Origin of the sequence: Rhizobium sp. ERR 942, assembly GCF_007828395.1 — a bacterium.
Lineage (GTDB): Bacteria > Pseudomonadota > Alphaproteobacteria > Rhizobiales > Rhizobiaceae > Rhizobium > Rhizobium dioscoreae.
The window spans coordinates 87250-105136 of record NZ_VIUA01000012.1 but is presented as its reverse complement, the minus strand read 5'-3'; the positions used below and the strand labels follow the sequence as shown (position 1 = coordinate 105136).

Below are 17887 nucleotides of genomic sequence, written 5' to 3'. Positions count from 1 at the left end.
ACGCCGTTCACGCGAATGCCCTTCGGACCGAGCTGCTTCGCCATCGATTTGGTAAAGTTCATCATTGCCGCCTTGGTCATCGCGTAGTCCACGAGTTTGGGGTCGGAAAATAGGGCCGGCCTACGCGAGGCAAATCCGTCGTGGTCGTCGATCCGGGAGGTCTGGCATCTGGACGAGCTGGTGGTTTCCATCGCTGGCCGCAAACACTGGCTTTGGCGTGCCGCTGACTAGGGCGGCTATGTTCTCGATGAGATCGTTCAAAGCCGGCGCGATACGAAAGCTGCGAGGCGACTGCTGATCTGGCTGCTGAAAAGGCAAGGCATGCCGCCCAAGCGGATCATCAGCGACAAACTCCGCTCCTATCGCGCAGTCAAGCGTGAGATTATGCCGGCTGTCGATCACAGATCCCACAAGGGTCTCGACAATCGAGCGGAATATTCCCATCTGCCGCTGCAAAAACGAGAACGCACAATGCAGGGCTTCCGATCGGCCTGTAGCTTGCAGCGCTTCATCTCGATCTTCTCGGCGCTGCGAAATCTCTTCGTAATCCCGCATCCCAAACGTTCCGCCCCGGCCACACACGTTCACCGCATCCGCGCGATGGCGCATTGGAAGGCGGTAACGCGGGGGGGTGCCTGATCTCAGAAAGCCGGACGCAGTTCAATCACCACTCGATAACGTGACCATTCCGGCGATGGGATATTGCCGCCGCACCAAGCTGCCAGATGATTAGAAGAGAGCATCCGCAAAAAGATCCTCGTCACTGGCCGGCGCCGTTGCGCTTTCGGCCGGGGAGTTCACCGCACCGAAAATGGCAGCATGAATCTCGCGTTCGGCCGCCATGGTGTAGATCTTAAAAATGCGCTCGGAAATCGCCGCCACGGGAGCTTCGAGCCCGGTCGCATCGACATATACGCTCCGCATCAGTCCGGCTTCCTTCGTGCATGACGCCAAGGTCTCTCCGATCCCGGCGCGGAAATCCAAACCCTTGATCACATCGGCCACTTGCGAGGTCATGGCCTCGCCGCAACGGCGCAGCTCCTGTACATTGAGATCCATCGCCGCGCCGGCTTCGCCGATATGGGCGAGCGCCGCGTCTATATGTACGCCGAGACTGGAAGATTCTTCTTCGCCGGCCTGTCGCCGATCCTTAAGGCCGGTCGCCTGTGTCTCGAGCCTCCCGAGGCCGACGAGGATCTTCTCGGCATCTTCATCCAGCAGTGTTGCGAACGAGCGCAGCTCGCCGGCAACCACATTGATCGCCCGCCCTTCCTCACCGAGCTTGCCGCAGCGCAGATTAGTATTGAGGGCCATGTATTGAATGTCGCGGCGCACGAGCTGGATGGTCAGGATGCTCGTGGTCAGCTCCTTGATCATTTCGGAGGTCTTTTCGCTAAGCCGATTCGCGCCGGCTGCGGCGACGTCGATGCGATCGACAACGATCCGTGCCGCGGCAAGATCGCCCCCCAGCGAATTGATCGAGCTTTTGCCATCCTGCCCGCTCTGCGACATCATTGTCCGATAAAGATCGAGCAAAGTGCCGATATCGTCACTGAAACTGCGGATGTTGTCGACAATCTTGGCGGTCTCGCGGTCGAAACCCTTGGTCGTTTCGCCAAGCAGCTCGAAGACCAGTGTCATGGCCAGTTGCGACAGGCGCTGGCGATCGGTGGCGGAGAGGCTAGCGGGAACCTCCGAGGCGAGATAGGCCTCCGCGATCGCATGTGCCGTCTGGCAGTGCTCGACCCTTTGCCTTGTGATGTCGCCGATCTGCATGGCCGACAGCGTGTGGGCAACCTTGTTCTGGATCTTGCGCGCCAGGCCGGCGACGCTATCCGCCAACTCGGAAAGATTGCGGCGCTGAAGCTGGATTTCCTCGGCGTTCGACATGAGACGCTGGGCAATGGAGGGGATGCCGTTCAGATGCTGCCCCAGGGAACCGTCCTCATTTGCCGTGGCGGATTCGATCTGCCCTTCCAGCGAGCGGATCTGCAAGGACAGCGCCTTGACTTCCTTGGCGGCGAATTCGATGCGCTCGACGATCTCGCTAGCGAAGCTCGAAAAGTCGGGAATGCGCGCGCCCGCGATCTTCGCCGTTGCGGCAAAGGTCCTGAGATAGCGCAGAGTTTCCTCCATCGAGAGGACGTGTTCGGCAAGCTGCCGTCCAGTCTGCCCGATGGCGGCGACGTTCTCCCGGCGCCGCGCTTCGGCGGGCGGCAGCTTATTTAAAAGATCCACCGTCTGAACCAGCCGCGCCGTGGCTTCGGTCGCATTCTCCTCCTTCAGCGAATTGCCGATATGCTCCAGCAGGCTGACGAGCTTGGCAAGCGCTTCGGTGACCGTGATGAGCACCGCGCCACCATCCAGGAAGCGCTGTTCGATCTGCAATCGGGCGCCCTCCAAGCGATCGACGAAATTATCCGTCGATGGGATAAATTGCCGGCTTGTCGCTGCATACGCCATACTATTCGGACCCCGCCCAAGACTATCCCCGGCAAACTAAAGCGAACAAAAAAACATGGAGTTAACGCAGGGACGAAAGGCGCGGACTGCTTGCGGCCGTCACTCTTGCGCCGCCGGGAAAGCCTTGGGCAAGACTCACGTCTTATAACCGGCAATCAGCACGCTTCGTCATTGTGCAGGCCACCGGCGGCCTCTGCTCGCAATTCGGCGCGCAAGCGAGCCAGCTCATGCTGATTGAAGACAAGATGAAGATAGCTACCGAGAAATACGCCTGGTCATCCTGCGAACCTGCCGACTTACAGGAGAGATTGAAGAGCGCGGATGTATCGGTCGCCCTCGAACGAAGGCCGGGCAATCTGAACTTCCACATCGATGTGACACTGGCCACGATCCGAAAGATGGCGGCTTGGAAGATTTTTTCAAAAACGGGTTACGAAATCCTCTATCTGTTTGATCCTGCTGATCGGATTGAGCTGCACTTCGTCGAAAACGGCGAATTTCAGGTTGAAACTGAGGACCAGGAATTCACGGCCACCGCGGGAGCCGCATTCATGCTGCTTTCTCCCGGCTCGACGAAAATCAGGGCGTCCGCGAATGCCCGTAAGGTTGCGCTTGCCATACCTCGCATTCGTTGCCTGCCACTGATCGATATCGGAAAGGACGATCCTGAGTTATTTTTTCGACGCTTCACTTTAGTGGCCGACATTGATGAAACCGGAATAAGAACGGTTCACCGCATGGCGGCCTTGCTGCTCGAGGCGGATGAGCATCCCTTCGCCGGCTCGCCATTGGGTGCCTCCCTTTTCAAGGAGGCGTTGATCACCGCCTTTATGCAATCATGGCCGCAATCCATACGAAAGACCGTGATCCAGAGCGCGCGACCACGTAATCTGAAGCGGGCGCTGGACTGGATTCAGACCCATTTGGGCGACGAGTTCACGATACTCGATATTGCCAGAAATGCCGGCCAGAGCGTGCGCAGCCTGCAGATTTCCTTCCAGCAGAACATGGGCATGAATCCTCTGAATTACGTGCAGCGCCTCCGCCTGCAGCAAATCCATCACGATCTGCTTCACGGCGATGCGGACGAAAACATATCCGAGATCGCCACGCGCTGGGGATTTACTCACATGGGATATTTCGCAGCACGCTATCGTGCCATGTATGGCGTATCCCCGTCATCGACACGCACCAGCCGTTGCGACTTCGATGCGGCTGGCAAGATTTGATATCAGAAAAACGCAATCTTATCACTTAATCGCAGCTAATTATGAAATCAGCTACAGGTTGCGCACGAGTTTAACACACCGTTAGCCATTTAACGATTTCGTTACCTCAGCCAAGTTTCACAATCATTGTGACGCGGCCCTTTCGTGAGAAAGGCCTCCAACAATCTTCCAGCCAAAATCGTGAGTAGATCCGCGGGCATACCGCGGGCGCTCCGCGGGGTAGCTATGCGCGTCTTCGTAATCGATGACAGTCCTTCCGTTGTGGCCACGCTTCGCCGCGTGGTCGAAGCTATCAAGGGCAGCGAGGTATTGTCGTTCCTTCATCCGAGCGTTGCCCTCAAGCGGCTCGACGACCAGACGCCGGACCTCATTCTTGTCGACTATATGATGCCCGACATGAACGGCATCGAAGTGATCAGCCATGTGCGCAAGAACGCACTTACCGCCCATGTGCCAACCATCATGATCACCTCTCGCAGGGAGACCGATATCCGTTTGGCTGCCATGAAAGCGGGTGCCACCGAATTCCTGAACAAGCCGATCGATGAGATGGAACTGACGCTGCGCGTCCGCAACATTCTGGACATCGAAGAGGCGCGGCTGGCGCTGGCCGCCAAGGCCGCGACGCTGCAGCGCGATTTCGACGCCGCGATGCAAAGGATCGAACGGCACGAGGAAGAGATCATCTGGCGTCTCTCCAAGGCGATCGCTTGCCGCCATGGCGAAACGGCCGATCATCTGGACCGTGTCGCGATTGTCACGCGCATGATCGCCGAAGAGGTGGGCCTGGATGCCGGCCAGTGCCGCATGATCTTTCTGGCAAGCGCACTGCACGATGTCGGCAAGATCGGCCTGCCGGACACTATTCTTTCCAAACCGGGTACCTTGAGCCCGGACGAGCGCCGGCAAATGCAGCAGCATGCGGATTTCGGGGCGGAGATTCTCAGCGACAGCTCCAGCGAGCTCATCCAGATCGCGCGCAAAATCGCCGAGAGCCATCACGAAAGATGGGACGGTGCGGGCTATCCGAAAGGCCTTTCGGCTGCCGCCATCCCGATCGAAGCTCGCATCGTCGCCGTAGCCGATGTCTTCGATGCCCTCTGCTCGAAGCGGGCATACAAGGCCGCTTGGCCGATCGCCGACGCATTCCGCGAGATCGTCAACAGCAGCGGCACCCATTTCGATCCGGCCTGCGTTGCCGCCTTCTGTCGCCGGTGGACGGATATCAAGGCTCTCTTCGAGGCCCAGAACAGCGACGACGACGCAACGCAGATTCCCACACTTCAATTATCCCGAGGTTCCGCATGAGCCACCAGTCTGAAATTCTCCACCTGCATGGGCCGCTGACGATCAAGACGATCACCGATGTCAGAGACATCGTTCAGGTCTATCTGCAGGAAGCAGCTTTGCGCAATCATGCCTTGATCATCGATATCGACAGCGGCGAAGAGATCGACCTCACCCTACCGCAACTGCTTTTGTCCGCGCGGCAAACAGCCGCTCATGCCGGCATTGCAGTCACTTTGAGCAAACCAGCGGACGGCAATTTTCTGACCGTCCTGCAACGTGCTGGCCTCCTTGGCGGAGACCGGCAAAAAGACAGTTTCTGGTTAGAAGGAAAAGCAGCATGAGCGCCAATATTCTCACCGTCGATGACTCCGCCAGCATTCGTCTGACCACGCGCATTGCTCTGACCAATGCTGGCTATTCCGTCACCGAAGCGATCGATGGCGCCGACGGCCTCACCAAACTGAAATCGGGCAATTTCGATCTCATCGTCACCGATCTCAACATGCCGAACATGGACGGCCTGACCATGATCCGCAGCCTGCGGCAGCTGCCGGCCTACATGGGAACGCCGGTCATCTTCCTGACCACGGAGTCGGACGGCGATCTCAAGCAGCAGGCGAAGGCTGCCGGCGCGACGGGATGGCTGACGAAACCCTTCGATCCCGAAACCCTCATCAAGATCGCGCGCAAGGTTCTCGGCAAATGAGCGAGCTCGATCCGATCGCCGTCTTCAGGACGGAGGCCACCGAACAGCTGGAGCTGATCGAGGCCGGCCTCCTCGATCTGATGCGCGATCTGAGCGACCGCGCTCAGATCGATGCGGTCTTCCGCGGCCTCCATACCCTCAAGGGATCGGGCTCGATGTTCGGCTTCGATCAGCTGGCCGCCTTCACCCATCATTGCGAGACCGCGTTCGATCGGGTTCGCAAGGGCGAAGCGCCAGCCACGAAGGAACTGGTAGGCGCCGTTCTCGATGCGCAGGGCCACATGCAGGCGCTGCTGGAAAACCCGAACGGCAATCACGAGACCATGAGTTCCGTTCTCCTGGAAAAATTGCGACAAGCCGTCGGTGCGGCCGGATCGCACGCTTCGTCGGTAGCCCCTGCCACCCTTCAACCTGTCGCGACTCCTGCAATAAATGCCGGTGGCGCAACGACCTGGCATTTGAAATTCAGCCTGCCGGCCAATTCGATGGTCAACGGCACCAATCCGCTCGGGCTGCTGGACGAGTTGCGCGAACTCGGCAAATGCCGCGTCGAAGCCGACATCGAAACCATCCCGCTGCTGGCGGACCTTGAGCCCCGCGATCTCCACATCGGCTGGACGGTTCACCTGACGTCGGAAAAGCCGCGCTCGGATATCGAAGACGTTTTCATCTTCGTTATGGACGACATGACGATGGAGCTGAAAGAACTTCAGACAGCAAAGGAACAGGCTCCCACGCTCGTCGCCGCCGGGATGGAGCAGCCTGCAGAAGGTGAGGCGTCCAGGATCGTCACCCCGCCGATCGATGCGGGCAAGGCTCAGCCTGTCGATGCCAAATCGCAGAAGCAGGCCGACAATGTTCGCGTGCCTGCCCTCCGTCTCGATGAGATGATGGACAGGGTTGGGGAATTGGTCATCGCCCAATCGCGGCTGAGCCAGATGGCGAATTCCGTCGCCGATCTCGGCCTTCGATCGGTTTCGGAAGAAATAGAGCGCCTCGCCGGCGAATTGCGGGACACGATGATGGTCCTGCGCATGATGCCGGTAGCGAGCCTCTTCAGCCGCTTTCGTCGGCTGGTCCATGATCTCGCCCGCGAAACCGGCAAGGATATAGAACTCGTCACCGAGGGCGAGAGCACCGAGGTCGACAAGACGGTCATCGATCGGCTCGCCGATCCGCTCGTTCACCTCGTCCGAAACTCGATCGATCACGGCCTGGAAAGCCCGGAGGATCGTATTGCGGCCGGCAAGCCGGTGACGGGACGCGTCTTCCTCTCCGCACACCAGACCGGCAGCGAGGTCGTCATCTCCATCAAGGACGACGGGCGCGGTATCGATCGCCAGAGGGTGCGGGCCAAGGCGGAAGCCAACGGTCTGATCCAGCCCGGCGCTCAACTTAGCGACAAGGAACTGCTGCAGCTGATCTTCCAGCCGGGCTTTTCGACGGCGGAAAAGGTCACCAACCTTTCCGGCCGCGGCGTCGGCATGGACGTGGTCAAGAAGACGATCGAGACGCTGCGCGGGGCGATCGATATTACCAGCGAATTCGGCAAGGGCTCAGAGATCGCTCTGCGCATTCCCCTGACGCTCGCCATCATCGACGGCCTTCTGGTTCGTGTCGGCAACGGGCGCTACGTGATCCCCCTCGCCGCCGTCGAGGAGTGCCTGGAGCTCTCGGTGGAGCAGGATCTGCGCTCGCGCGGCCGCAGCTTCATCTCGCTGCGCGACGATCTGGTGCCGTTCCTGCGCCTGCGCGAGCTCTTCCGCACCGGCACCGAACCCGATCCCTACCAGAAGGTGGTGGTGATCTCGACCGGCAGCGAGCGCGTCGGCCTTGTCGTCGACCAGATCATCGGCGACCACCAGACCGTCATCAAGTCGATGTCGAAGCTTCACGACCACGTCTCCACCTTCTCCGGCGCGACCATTCTCGGCGACGGCAACGTGGCCCTGATCCTCGACGTCGTCCATCTCATCGCCGCCGGACAACATCAGGAGGCGCAATTGCGAGCAGCAGGATGATCGAAGCAGAGGTAAAATCGGACCATCGCGCCATATGGAAGGGTGCTGACGAGCTTTCCGTGCTGACCTTCAGCCTCAATGGCGAGACCTTCGCCATCGAAGCGGTCGTCGTACAGGAAATCCTTGATCTTCTGCCCGAAACCAGCGTTCCCGGCAGCCTGCCCTTCGTCGGCAGCGTCATCAACTTCCGCGGCAAGGTCATTCCCCTTGCCGACATCCGCATCGCCTTCGGTATGGAGGCCGCCAATGTCACCATCGACAGCCGCATCGTCGTCACCGAACTCGAGCTCGATGGCGAGTCGACCCTGATCGGCATTCGCACCGACAAGGTGCATGAAGTCACCCAGTTTTCACAGGCGGCAAGCGAGCCGCCGCCCGTCATCGGCATGCGCTGGCGCGCCGATTACATCCACGCCCTCGTGAAGCGCGATGGCGAATTCATCATCCTCCCGAATTTGCAGGCGATCTTCTCGTCGCAGCGGGCGGCTACACTTCGAGCAACAGCGTGAATTTTTAGGACAAGGAGGCCATCAGATGCGTTTTACGATCAAGCTCAAGCTGCTTCTAACGTTTGCTGTCGTGATCGCCATGCTTCTTGGCACGGCCGTCTACAGCATCAAAACCCTCGGCCAGGTGAACGACAATTGGTCCGATACATTGTCAGGGCCTGCCGAACGCCTGCGACTTGCGCAGAATCTCGACATAGCCGTTCTGCAGCAGCTGCGGCAGCAAAAGAACATGCTGTCCTCCACGTCCGCCGACGAGACAAAAGGCTATATCGCCAAGAGCGACGCAGCGCGTTCCGCATTCGATGCGGATTTCGCAAAAATCTTGTCCAACACCACCGATCAGGACATGGCCTATTGGTCGCAGATCAAGGATCTGTCTGCTGCCTGGCGAAATGCCGACGACCGCATTCGCAGCATGGCACTTGCCGGTAACGGCAACGGTGCGCTTGAAATTTCGTCGACGGAAGGACGTGACATCAGCACCAAGATCGACGGTGTTCTGGCTCAGATCTTCGATACCGAACGTGCGAGGCTGAAACAAGCGGATCAGGATTCGGACACCGACTACGCCAATGCACGCTTCATTCTCATCATTATCGCCGCTACCGCTTCGATCGTTGCATTCGTCTCGGCTCTCTGGATCATCGTTTCGATCAACAAGGGTATCAGCCGCGCTGTCAAGACGGTCCAAACAGTGGCCGACGGTGATCTGAGCGAGTTCGCGGAAATACGGACGAAGGACGAGATCGGCGAACTTCTCGGCCACGTCAACTCCATGATCGAACGGCTGCGTGGTGTCGTTGCCGATGCACTGTCGGCCTCCGACAATGTCTCGTCGGGCAGTCAGCAGCTGTCGGCCGGTTCCGAACAGCTCTCCCAGGGCGCCACCGAGCAGGCTTCGTCGGCCGAAGAAGCTTCCGCCTCGATGGAGGAGATGGCCGCCAACATCAAGCAGAATGCCGACAATGCCGCTCAGACGGAAAAGATCGCCCGTCAGTCCGCCAAGGATGCCGAGGCCAGCGGCCAGGCCGTCGACCGCGCCGTCAACGCCATGCGCACCATCGCCGAGAAGATCTCCATCGTGCAGGAGATCGCCCGACAGACCGACCTGCTTGCGCTCAACGCCGCCGTCGAGGCGGCCCGTGCCGGCGAGCATGGCCGCGGCTTTGCCGTCGTCGCCTCGGAAGTGCGCAAGCTGGCCGAGCGCAGCCAGGCAGCGGCCGCTGAGATCTCCAGCCTGTCCGGCGAGACCGTCACGGTCGCAACCGAAGCCGGCGACATGCTCTCGCGCCTCGTGCCCGATATCCGCAAGACCGCCGAGCTGGTCGCCGAAATTTCGGCTGCCTGCCGCGAACAAGATATCGGCGCCTCGCAGATCAACGAGGCGATCCAGCAGCTCGACAAGGTGACGCAGCAGAATGCCGGTGCCTCCGAAGAAATGTCGGCAACATCAGAGGAGCTCGCCGCCCAGGCGGAGGAACTGCAGGCTTCCATCGCCTTCTTCAAGGTCGATCAGGCCAATGCCCGCAAGGCTCAGACCGTGCATCCGCCGGTCCAGGCTCCCGCCACCCCGGCCAAGTCCAAGTCTGCCGCCAAGGCGCCAGCTGCTAGGACACCGGCCACACGAACCGACAACAGCGTTGCCGCTCAGCAAGCCCGCCTCAAGGGTTTCTCTCTCGATATGTCCATGGGTGGACCAGACGCAGACGACAACGACTTTCGCCAGAGCGCCTGAGCGGCTGGCCTGATCTCGACACGATCCGGCGCCCAAAAGCGCCGGGTCAAAGGCCGGCAAATGCTGTTGCGGGCCGCAAGAACCGGAAACGGTTCGCGGAAGGGTGAATGTATCGGTCTTCGCGCATCAAGACGGCTCCCCGTCTGACTTTCTTAACCATCAAATCTCTCCATCTCCAGGAGCTTCAGAGATGCGCTTTACCATCAAACTCAAATTGGCCCTCGCATTCGGCTTGCTGATTGTCATGTCCACGGGCATGTCGGTCCTGGCGATCGTGAGCCTATCCTCCTTGAATTCGGCCATTACCGAGATCATTCAGGGTCCGGTCGCAAATCAACGCAGCTCCGGTGAACTTTCTAACGCCGTCCTGAATGCAATCCGCAACGAAAAAAATGCAATTCTGAACAACGATCCGCAGGCCATCAGCGGTTACGTCGATGCAGTTCGTGCCAATGAGGCGACGATCGAACAGCTCGTAGAGAAATTAGCGCAAGATTCTGCCATCGCAGACAAGGTCGCGGAGTTTTCCAGACAGTTTCCGGCCTGGAAGGAAGTCGACGCCCAGGTCTTGAAGCTCGCGGTCGAAAATACCGAAGACAGCAATCGGAAAGCGGCTGAACTATCCATGGGCGAAGGACGGAAGGCGACGACCGTTCTTCTCGACATCGTGAGCAAAATCAACGACCGGATCATTGCGGATCTGCACGCGACCGACCAGCAAACCAATGACCAATATGCTTTCGCACGGAACCTTCTGTTGACCTCGCTCGCCGTCATGTTCGTACTGTCGAGTGTGATTGCCATCTGGATAGCGCTCGGCATCAACCGCGGTCTCAAAAAAATCCAGGCGGTCGCCGAAGGCGTTGCCATTGGCGACCTCAATCAGAATATCGAGATCAACACCAACGACGAGATCAAGGACCTCGTTAACACCATCAACGTCATGACCGGCAATCTGCGCAACACCGCAACGATCGCCGACCAGATCGCCAATGGTGACCTGACGGTCAAGCCGAAGCCGATGTCGGAGAAGGATACTCTGGGCATTTCGCTCCAGTCGATGGTCGAACGACTGCGCGGCGTCGTCGCCGATGCACTGTCGGCCTCCGACAATGTCTCGTCGGGCAGTCAGCAGCTGTCGGCCGGTTCCGAACAGCTCTCCCAGGGCGCCACCGAGCAAGCTTCGTCGGCCGAAGAAGCTTCCGCCTCGATGGAGGAGATGGCCGCCAACATCAAGCAGAATGCCGACAATGCCGCTCAGACGGAGAAGATCGCCCGCCAGTCCGCCAAGGATGCCGAGGTCAGCGGCCAGGCCGTCGACCGCGCCGTCAACGCCATGCGCACCATTGCCGAGAAGATCTCCATCGTGCAGGAGATCGCCCGACAGACCGACCTGCTTGCGCTCAACGCCGCCGTCGAGGCGGCCCGTGCCGGCGAGCATGGCCGCGGCTTTGCCGTCGTCGCCTCGGAAGTGCGCAAGCTGGCCGAGCGCAGCCAGGCAGCGGCCGCCGAGATCTCCAGCCTGTCCGGCGAGACCGTCACGGTCGCAACCGAAGCCGGCGACATGCTCTCGCGCCTCGTGCCCGATATCCGCAAGACCGCCGAGCTGGTCGCCGAAATTTCGGCTGCCTGCCGCGAACAAGATATCGGCGCCTCGCAGATCAACGAGGCGATCCAGCAGCTCGACAAGGTGACGCAGCAGAATGCCGGTGCCTCCGAAGAAATGTCGGCAACATCAGAGGAGCTCGCCGCCCAGGCGGAGGAACTGCAGGCTTCCATCGCCTTCTTCAAGGTCGATCAGGCCAATGCCCGCAAGGCTCAGACCGTGCATCCGCCGGTCCAGGCTCCCGCCACCCCGGTCAAGTCCAAGTCTGCCGCCAAGGCGCCAGCTGCTAGGACACCGGCCACACGAACCGACAACAGTGTTGCCGCTCAGCAAGCCCGCCTCAAGGGTTTCTCTCTCGATATGTCCATGGGTGGACCCGATGCGGATGATAACGACTTCAGGGAGAGCGCATAAATGGCTGCGACCAGCACCGAAGCGCAATATGTGACGTTCGGTCTCGGCGACGAGTGCTTCGCCGTGCCTGTCACGGTGGTCCGGGAAATCCTGGATCATCAGGATGCTTTTCGAATTCCGCATGGGCCGGACTATCTGCTCGGCCTCCGCGACGTGCGGGGTCAGGGTGTGCCGGTCATCGACCTGCGCATGCGGCTCGGCATGTCGCCCACCACGAAGACGCCGCACACGCGCATCCTCGTGATCGACATCCCGATCGCAGAGAAGATCCTGACGCTCGGTCTCGTCGCCGATCGCGTCTTCGAGGTCACATCCTTCAAGCATGAGGCAATCGAAAGCGCCCCCGATATCGGAGTGCGCTGGCCATCCGAATATATTGCCGGCGTCGTGCGCCGTGATGGCGGGTTCGTTGTCATCATCGATCTCGTAAAGCTCTTCTCATCGACCGACAAGGTGTCGCTGATGGGGATGGGGATGGGCGAGAAAGCCTCCGAATTGGCCGCTGTTTGAGTGGGATGTAAAGTGGCATTGCAGGATGTAAGAGACTACGGAGACCAGGGGCTGAGCCGGCGGAACTTCGACCAGCTCGCCCGCTATATCTACGACTATAGCGGCATCAAGATGCCTCCGGGCAAGCGCACTATGCTGGAAGGACGATTGCGCCGTCGGCTGCGGGCAACCGGAATCGGCGATCTCGACGATTATTGCGACTATCTGTTCAAACGCGGCGGCATCGATCGCGAAGCGATCCATCTGATCGATGCGGTCACGACCAACAAGACGGACTTCTTCCGGGAGCCGAAGCATTTCGAGCATCTCGAAAGTGCCGCCGTTCCCGAGCTGCTTGCAGCGGGACACAGCCGCCTGAGGATCTGGAGTGCGGCCTGCTCCATTGGCGCGGAGCCCTACACGATCGCAATGGTGCTCGAGGACTATCGCGAAGCCCACGGTGCACCCGAGTACAGCATCCTTGCGACCGATCTGTCGACCGATGTTCTTCGGGCCGCGCGCAGAGGCGTCTATCCCGCCGGAATGATCGAGCCCGTCGATCGGCCGCGGCGTCTGCGCTATGTCATGGAAGCCCGCGACCCGGAGCGCGGCGAAGTTCGCATTCACCCCAAACTGCGCGCGAGGATCGGCTTCGGCCGTCTCAATCTCATGGATCGCGCCTATGAAATCGGCGACAAGGTTCATATCGTCTTCTGCCGCAACGTTCTGATCTATTTCGACAAGCCGACACAGGAGAAGGTTCTTTCCAGGCTTTGCGAGAAGCTGGTGACGGGCGGCTTCCTCTATGTCGGCCATTCCGAGACGATCAGCGGCCTCAATCTGCCGGTCAAGCAGGTCGCCAACACGGTCTTCAGAAAGGTCTGACGCGCATGGCCAGGAAGATCCGTGTCCTCATCGTCGACGATTCCGCCAGCGTCCGGCAAGTCATGACGCAGGTCCTGTCTGCTGACCCTGACATCGAGGTCATGGGCGCCGCCTCCGACCCCTTCATGGCCGCAAAGAAGATCCAGGAAGAAATCCCCGACGTCATCACCCTTGATGTCGAAATGCCGCGCATGGATGGCATCACCTTCCTGCGCAAGCTGATGGCGCAGCGGCCGATCCCGGTCGTCATGTGCTCTTCGCTCACCGAGGCAGGTTCGGAAACCCTGATGCAGGCGCTGGAGGCAGGCGCCGTCGATATCATCCTCAAACCCAAGATCGCCGCCGCCGACCATCTGGCGGAAACGGCGTCGATGATCCGGGAAGCGGTCAAGGGTGCCGCCGCAGCACGGCTCGGCAGCGCTCGGCGCCGCATTGTCACAGCGGCCGAGCCGACGGCCAAGCTGACGGCCGATGCTGTTCTGCCGCCGCCAAGCGGCAGAGCCATGGCCAAGACGACGGAGATGATCGTCTGTGTTGGAGCCTCCACGGGCGGCACCGAGGCGCTTCGCGAAATGCTCACGGCACTGCCGGCCAATACGCCGGGCATGGTCATCGTGCAGCATATGCCGGAGAAATTCACCGCCGCCTTTGCCAAGCGCCTGAACAGCCTTTGCGATGTGGAAGTGAAGGAAGCCGAACATGGCGATGCGGTGCTGCGCGGCCATGTGTTGATCGCCCCTGGCGGCAAGCACATGCTGCTGGAGCGCCAAGGTGCACGCTATGTCGTCGCGATCAAGGATGGTCCCCTCGTCTCCAGGCATCGCCCCTCGGTCGACGTGCTCTTCCGCTCGGCCGCACGCTCGGCAGCGGGAAACGCTATGGGCGTCATCATGACCGGCATGGGTGACGACGGCGCGCGCGGTATGAAGGAAATGCACGATGCCGGCGCCTTCACCTTGGCGCAGGATGAGGAAAGCTCCGTCGTCTTCGGCATGCCCAAGGAAGCGATCGCACATGGCGGTGTCGACAGAACGGTCGGGCTGGATCAGATCGCTCGGGAAATCCTGGCGGCCGATAAACGGCGCTAGCGATTACAGCGTCCCCGCGTCAGCCTCGGCCTCGTTCCAAATGGTTTGTTAACCATAAATGCGTAACGATCTCAGCCAAGCCATCACAGCTGCACGCCCACCCATTGCGTTGCCCATACGATCAGATCAGGGAGCTCCCGTGGCCGTTTTGACCTTTGCCAACACCAAGGGCGGCGCCGGCAAGACCACCGCCGTCGTCATCATTGCCTGCGAACTCGCCCGAATGGGCTTTTCGGTGGCCGTCCTCGATGCCGATCCACAATTGTGGATCTCCAAATGGCATGAGCGGCTGGGCGAAAGGGCGCCTCCTTCGCTTTCCGTCGTGCCCTACGTGACAGCGGCCAATCTCGGTCAGCATGCGCGCAAGCTTCGCGGCGAGGTCGATTTCCTGCTCATAGACCTGCCCGGCGCCCGCAGCCCGCTGCTGGCGCAGGCACTCGGCTATTCGAACTATGTGCTCATTCCCGTGCAAGGCTCTGCCATGGATGCGGAAGGTGCTACCAACGTCATCGAGCTGCTGCAGTATCTGGAGGATCGGGCTGATATCCGCATCCCGCATTCGGTGGTTTTGACGCGCGTCAACCCGATGGTCACCACACGCGCGCTGCAATCAGTAAAGGAGCTGCTGTCGAGCCGCCGCGTCCATGTGATGTCCACGCCGATCATCGAGCGCGCCGCCTATCGCGAAGTCTTCGGCTATGGCCAGACCCTTTATTCGATCGATTCCGAGACCGTGAGCAATCTCGACAAGGCGCAGCAGAACGCCCAGACGCTTGCGCAGGAACTTCTGCGCCGCATCCTGCCCTATAGCGGGCGCGTAATCACACAGGCAAAAACAGATGGATACAAGCTGTCGGCCTGACAAGTCCCGTCTGCCGACGCCGCCTGCACGACTGCTGTATTGGTCTACAAAATTTCCGTGAGAAGAGATTTTTCATTTGAAGACGCAAAGCAGTCATCTCGCGATTAGCTGCAACGCCACTTTTTAAAGATCACGATCCCTGGTCAACAAAACATCAGGGCGGCGTGTCGATATGACTGATCCGTGCCTCCCTTGATGGCGCCAGAACAAGATCAGTGCGAAGTCGTACGCTAACAGAATTCGTACAGATTTTCCGTAACTTACGGCCTGTGCTGCAACATGAAGCTTTAGGGTGAAATCCTACTTAGCGCACGTTTTAGGTAACGAATGTCGATCTCCAGCATCACTTTCCCAGCTAAGCGTACTATTTCGCGCTAATCTTGTTCTGACCCCTGTATGCCAAACAAGAAACAGGTCGGAATTAGGAGCTGAGAGTGCCTGCGGCGAGCTTTGGTCGCTCTATCGCCATGACTTTTTTGCGCTAAGCACAGCAGAGTTCGTCGCTTCCGCACCACCGAGCGTCGGGATGGCTTCACGCTCCACGGCCTGAATGAGCCGCGCATGTGCCGAGGCCTGCGGCCAGAGCAGTCCAAGCACTCGTTCGGGTGCCGGATCAGGGAGGCGGTGTCTTGCGATCGACAAGCCTCCCGGCCAAGGCAGCACTCGATCCGGGACGAGCGAGACACCAATCCCGCGGTCAACGAGTACAGCGATTGCATCCAGCGCATCGAGTTCGATGCGATCGTTGGGCCGGATTCGTTGCTGTCGCAAATAGTTCTCAGCGATCTGGCCGGACCATAATGAGCGGTCATAGCGAACCAGCGGCCTCTCACGCAGAAGTTGGAGCGGTTCAGTGATTGGTTCGGAACTGGACGCGATAACAATATAGGGCTCCGCCCTTAATGGCCGCCACAAGAAACTCTTCGGTAGCTTGAACGGCGGATGAAACATGAAGGCACCGTCGAGCTCCCCGGCGTTAATCTTTTCGAATACATGCGAGGAAGAGCCTTTCTGAACCGCGATTTCCAGCTGAGGGTATTTTTGCGCAAGGGCAGGCAACACATCGCAGAGTACCGTTGCAATCGCTGTCTGCGCAACACCAAGCCTCAATTGTCCCCGTGGCTGCTCCTCATCTTGCAGTGTTCTCAAGTCACGGAGCTCCCGCAGGATGCTGGCCGCGCGGAGCGCCACCGCTTCCCCAGCAGGTGTAGGTCTCGCCGTGCGTCCAGAGCGGGTCATCAATGCGAATCCCAGCTCGTCCTCCAGCGTGCGGATCCGAAGGGCGAGCGTGGTCGGTGCTATATTGAGACGCCGGGCCGCCTCCGCGACGGAACCGCTCTCCGTGACAGCGAGAAAACATTCGAGAAAGCGCGTATCCATTACTCAGATTTCCTGTTGTCTGAACCCATATATTACACAGTTTTATCGTGCTCCCAACGGTTTCATAATTGTCCTCATAAAGCGTGGCTCACGAGCAGATCCCGACATGCCAGTCTTTGCGGAGGAAGGAATTTCAATGGACAAACAAGCAAAACGCGTCGTGTCCGAGGCGGACCTGATAGAGTTGGCTACCGCCGCGCTGGTTGGACTGGGGCTCGTCAGGAAGGATGCCCTCGATGCGTCGCGGGTGCTGGTGCTCGCCGAGATGTTCGGTCTGAGTACGCACGGAATAGGCCGCATCGAATCCTATGGAGAGCGACTACAGATCAATGGCATCAATCCAAAAGCCTCCATTACAATAGAGACAGTGGCTCCGGCTTTGTTGAAGCTCGACGGCGATAATGGCGTGGGTCCCCTGGTCGGAATCCGTGCGCTCGAGGCAGCGATGGAAGCCGCTGCGACGACCGGCGTCGCGCTTGTCCTCGCAAGAGGCAGCAATCATTTCGGTCCGGTCTCGCCGTACAGCTACATCGCCGCTCAGGAGGGCTTTGCCAGCCTGATCGGTAGCAACGCGACCACCACCATCGCGCCGTGGGGCGGTCGCGAAGCGCGCCTTGGCAACAGTCCATGCGGCTTCGGTTTTCCCAATCCGGAGGGCGACCCGATCATCCTCGACATGGCGATCAGTGTCGCCGCGCGCGCCAAGATCCGTAATGCTGCCAAGGCCGGCCAGCCTATCCCCGATACTTGGGCGACGGACCGATCCGGCCGAGCGACCACCGATCCAAACGAAGCGTTGGACGGATTCCTGCTGCCGATCGGTGGTCACAAGGGGTACGGCTTGGCTTTGGTTGTTGATCTGCTTGCGGGGGTGCTTTCGGGAGCGGCCTATCTCACACACGTGAAATCCTGGATCGATTCCCCGGAAGAACCACAAAATCTCGGCCATTATTTCCTTGTCATCGACGCGAAGCGGCTTGGACCTGCGCAGTGGCTATCAGGTCGAATGAACGACTTCTCGGAAATTCTGCATTCCACGCCTCCCGCCGATCCGGATGCTCCAGTGCTCGTGCCGGGCGAAATCGAAACCAGGAACCTCGCGCGCGCTCGGCAGGCCGGCGTCAGTCTCGATGAGTCCCTGATCGCAATGCTGAAGGCTTTCGCGAAAGGTCCTGTCCCGGTCTGAACGGAGACGCACTAGGCCGAGCAC

15 protein-coding genes and 2 pseudogenes are annotated in these 17887 nt (G+C 59.7%); 14 read left to right on the top strand and 3 right to left on the bottom strand.

The window, feature by feature from the left end:
• Nucleotides 1–101: pseudogene (locus tag FBZ97_RS32265) on the bottom strand (SDR family oxidoreductase); the annotation flags it as partial.
• Here FBZ97_RS32265 and FBZ97_RS32260 point away from each other — a divergent pair.
• Nucleotides 86–639, top strand: a pseudogene (locus tag FBZ97_RS32260) (DDE-type integrase/transposase/recombinase); the annotation flags it as partial. The pseudogenes FBZ97_RS32265 and FBZ97_RS32260 sit on opposite strands and share 16 nt — an antisense overlap.
• A 90-nt stretch (nt 640–729) precedes the next feature.
• Here the strand turns inward: FBZ97_RS32260 and FBZ97_RS32255 are convergent.
• Entirely contained in the window at nt 730–2388 is a 1659-nt protein-coding gene (locus FBZ97_RS32255; RefSeq protein WP_145324097.1) for a hypothetical protein, read from the bottom strand.
• Between the two features lie 302 nt (nt 2389–2690).
• Between FBZ97_RS32255 and FBZ97_RS32250 the strand changes: the two genes are divergently transcribed.
• From FBZ97_RS32250 to FBZ97_RS32195, 12 genes are all read left to right on the top strand, one after another.
• Entirely contained in the window at nt 2691–3692 is a 1002-nt protein-coding gene (locus tag FBZ97_RS32250; protein WP_145324095.1) for a helix-turn-helix transcriptional regulator, read from the top strand.
• A gap of 225 nt (nt 3693–3917) precedes the next feature.
• The gene (locus FBZ97_RS32245; RefSeq protein ID WP_145324093.1) at nt 3918–5000 is read left to right on the top strand and encodes an HD domain-containing phosphohydrolase; all 1083 of its coding nucleotides are present in this window, start codon (nt 3918–3920) and stop codon (nt 4998–5000) included.
• Nucleotides 4997–5323 (top strand): hypothetical protein, encoded by a 327-nt coding sequence (locus FBZ97_RS32240; RefSeq protein WP_145324091.1) that lies wholly within the window; start codon nt 4997–4999, stop codon nt 5321–5323. The genes FBZ97_RS32245 and FBZ97_RS32240 overlap by 4 nt, the downstream gene beginning before the upstream one ends.
• The gene (locus tag FBZ97_RS32235; protein WP_145324089.1) at nt 5320–5688 is read left to right on the top strand and encodes a response regulator; all 369 of its coding nucleotides are present in this window, start codon (nt 5320–5322) and stop codon (nt 5686–5688) included. The genes FBZ97_RS32240 and FBZ97_RS32235 overlap by 4 nt, the downstream gene beginning before the upstream one ends.
• Entirely contained in the window at nt 5685–7709 is a 2025-nt protein-coding gene (locus tag FBZ97_RS32230; protein ID WP_145324087.1) for a chemotaxis protein CheA, read from the top strand. Before FBZ97_RS32235 ends, FBZ97_RS32230 begins: the two co-directional genes overlap by 4 nt.
• The gene (locus tag FBZ97_RS32225; protein ID WP_145324086.1) at nt 7706–8218 is read left to right on the top strand and encodes a chemotaxis protein CheW; all 513 of its coding nucleotides are present in this window, start codon (nt 7706–7708) and stop codon (nt 8216–8218) included. Before FBZ97_RS32230 ends, FBZ97_RS32225 begins: the two co-directional genes overlap by 4 nt.
• A gap of 25 nt (nt 8219–8243) precedes the next feature.
• The gene (locus FBZ97_RS32220; protein ID WP_145324084.1) at nt 8244–9953 is read left to right on the top strand and encodes a methyl-accepting chemotaxis protein; all 1710 of its coding nucleotides are present in this window, start codon (nt 8244–8246) and stop codon (nt 9951–9953) included.
• Nucleotides 9954–10143: 190 nt separating this feature from the next.
• Entirely contained in the window at nt 10144–11973 is a 1830-nt protein-coding gene (locus FBZ97_RS32215; RefSeq protein ID WP_145324082.1) for a methyl-accepting chemotaxis protein, read from the top strand.
• Nucleotides 11974–12483, top strand: coding sequence for a chemotaxis protein CheW (locus FBZ97_RS32210; RefSeq protein ID WP_145324080.1), 510 nt, complete (start codon nt 11974–11976; stop codon nt 12481–12483). It abuts the gene before it with no gap.
• A 12-nt stretch (nt 12484–12495) separates the two neighbouring features.
• The gene (locus FBZ97_RS32205; RefSeq protein ID WP_233788724.1) at nt 12496–13347 is read left to right on the top strand and encodes a CheR family methyltransferase; all 852 of its coding nucleotides are present in this window, start codon (nt 12496–12498) and stop codon (nt 13345–13347) included.
• Nucleotides 13348–13352: 5 nt separating this feature from the next.
• Nucleotides 13353–14435: a chemotaxis response regulator protein-glutamate methylesterase gene (locus FBZ97_RS32200; RefSeq protein ID WP_145324078.1), complete on the top strand. Its 1083-nt coding sequence runs from the start codon at nt 13353–13355 to the stop codon at nt 14433–14435.
• Nucleotides 14436–14574: 139 nt separating this feature from the next.
• Nucleotides 14575–15297, top strand: a complete 723-nt coding sequence (locus tag FBZ97_RS32195; protein ID WP_145324076.1) for a ParA family protein — start codon at nt 14575–14577, stop codon at nt 15295–15297.
• 459 nt (nt 15298–15756) lie between these two features.
• Here the strand turns inward: FBZ97_RS32195 and FBZ97_RS32190 are convergent, their stop codons facing one another.
• Nucleotides 15757–16677 carry a LysR family transcriptional regulator gene (locus FBZ97_RS32190; protein ID WP_145324074.1) on the bottom strand — a complete coding sequence of 307 codons (921 nt, stop codon included), beginning with the start codon at nt 16675–16677 and terminating at the stop codon, nt 15757–15759.
• A gap of 136 nt (nt 16678–16813) precedes the next feature.
• On the opposite strand from FBZ97_RS32190, the gene FBZ97_RS32185 reads away from it, so the two are divergent.
• The gene (locus tag FBZ97_RS32185) at nt 16814–17863 is read left to right on the top strand and encodes an Ldh family oxidoreductase (protein ID WP_145324072.1); all 1050 of its coding nucleotides are present in this window, start codon (nt 16814–16816) and stop codon (nt 17861–17863) included.
• Nucleotides 17864–17887: the final 24 nt, after the last annotated feature.

What these genes read in the sequence shown, in the direction of transcription:
- FBZ97_RS32220 (WP_145324084.1), top strand. Translation starts at nt 8,244, where the DNA reads ATGCGTTTTACGATCAAGCTCAAGCTGCTTCTAACGTTTGCTGTCGTG.
- FBZ97_RS32225 (WP_145324086.1), top strand. Translation starts at nt 7,706, where the DNA reads ATGATCGAAGCAGAGGTAAAATCGGACCATCGCGCCATATGGAAGGGT.
- FBZ97_RS32235 (WP_145324089.1), top strand. Translation starts at nt 5,320, where the DNA reads ATGAGCGCCAATATTCTCACCGTCGATGACTCCGCCAGCATTCGTCTG.
- FBZ97_RS32190 (WP_145324074.1), bottom strand. Translation starts at nt 16,677, where the DNA reads ATGGATACGCGCTTTCTCGAATGTTTTCTCGCTGTCACGGAGAGCGGT.
- FBZ97_RS32240 (WP_145324091.1), top strand. Translation starts at nt 4,997, where the DNA reads ATGAGCCACCAGTCTGAAATTCTCCACCTGCATGGGCCGCTGACGATC.
- FBZ97_RS32200 (WP_145324078.1), top strand. Translation starts at nt 13,353, where the DNA reads ATGGCCAGGAAGATCCGTGTCCTCATCGTCGACGATTCCGCCAGCGTC.
- FBZ97_RS32230 (WP_145324087.1), top strand. Translation starts at nt 5,685, where the DNA reads ATGAGCGAGCTCGATCCGATCGCCGTCTTCAGGACGGAGGCCACCGAA.
- FBZ97_RS32245 (WP_145324093.1), top strand. Translation starts at nt 3,918, where the DNA reads ATGCGCGTCTTCGTAATCGATGACAGTCCTTCCGTTGTGGCCACGCTT.
- FBZ97_RS32215 (WP_145324082.1), top strand. Translation starts at nt 10,144, where the DNA reads ATGCGCTTTACCATCAAACTCAAATTGGCCCTCGCATTCGGCTTGCTG.
- FBZ97_RS32185 (WP_145324072.1), top strand. Translation starts at nt 16,814, where the DNA reads ATGGACAAACAAGCAAAACGCGTCGTGTCCGAGGCGGACCTGATAGAG.
- FBZ97_RS32250 (WP_145324095.1), top strand. Translation starts at nt 2,691, where the DNA reads ATGCTGATTGAAGACAAGATGAAGATAGCTACCGAGAAATACGCCTGG.
- FBZ97_RS32210 (WP_145324080.1), top strand. Translation starts at nt 11,974, where the DNA reads ATGGCTGCGACCAGCACCGAAGCGCAATATGTGACGTTCGGTCTCGGC.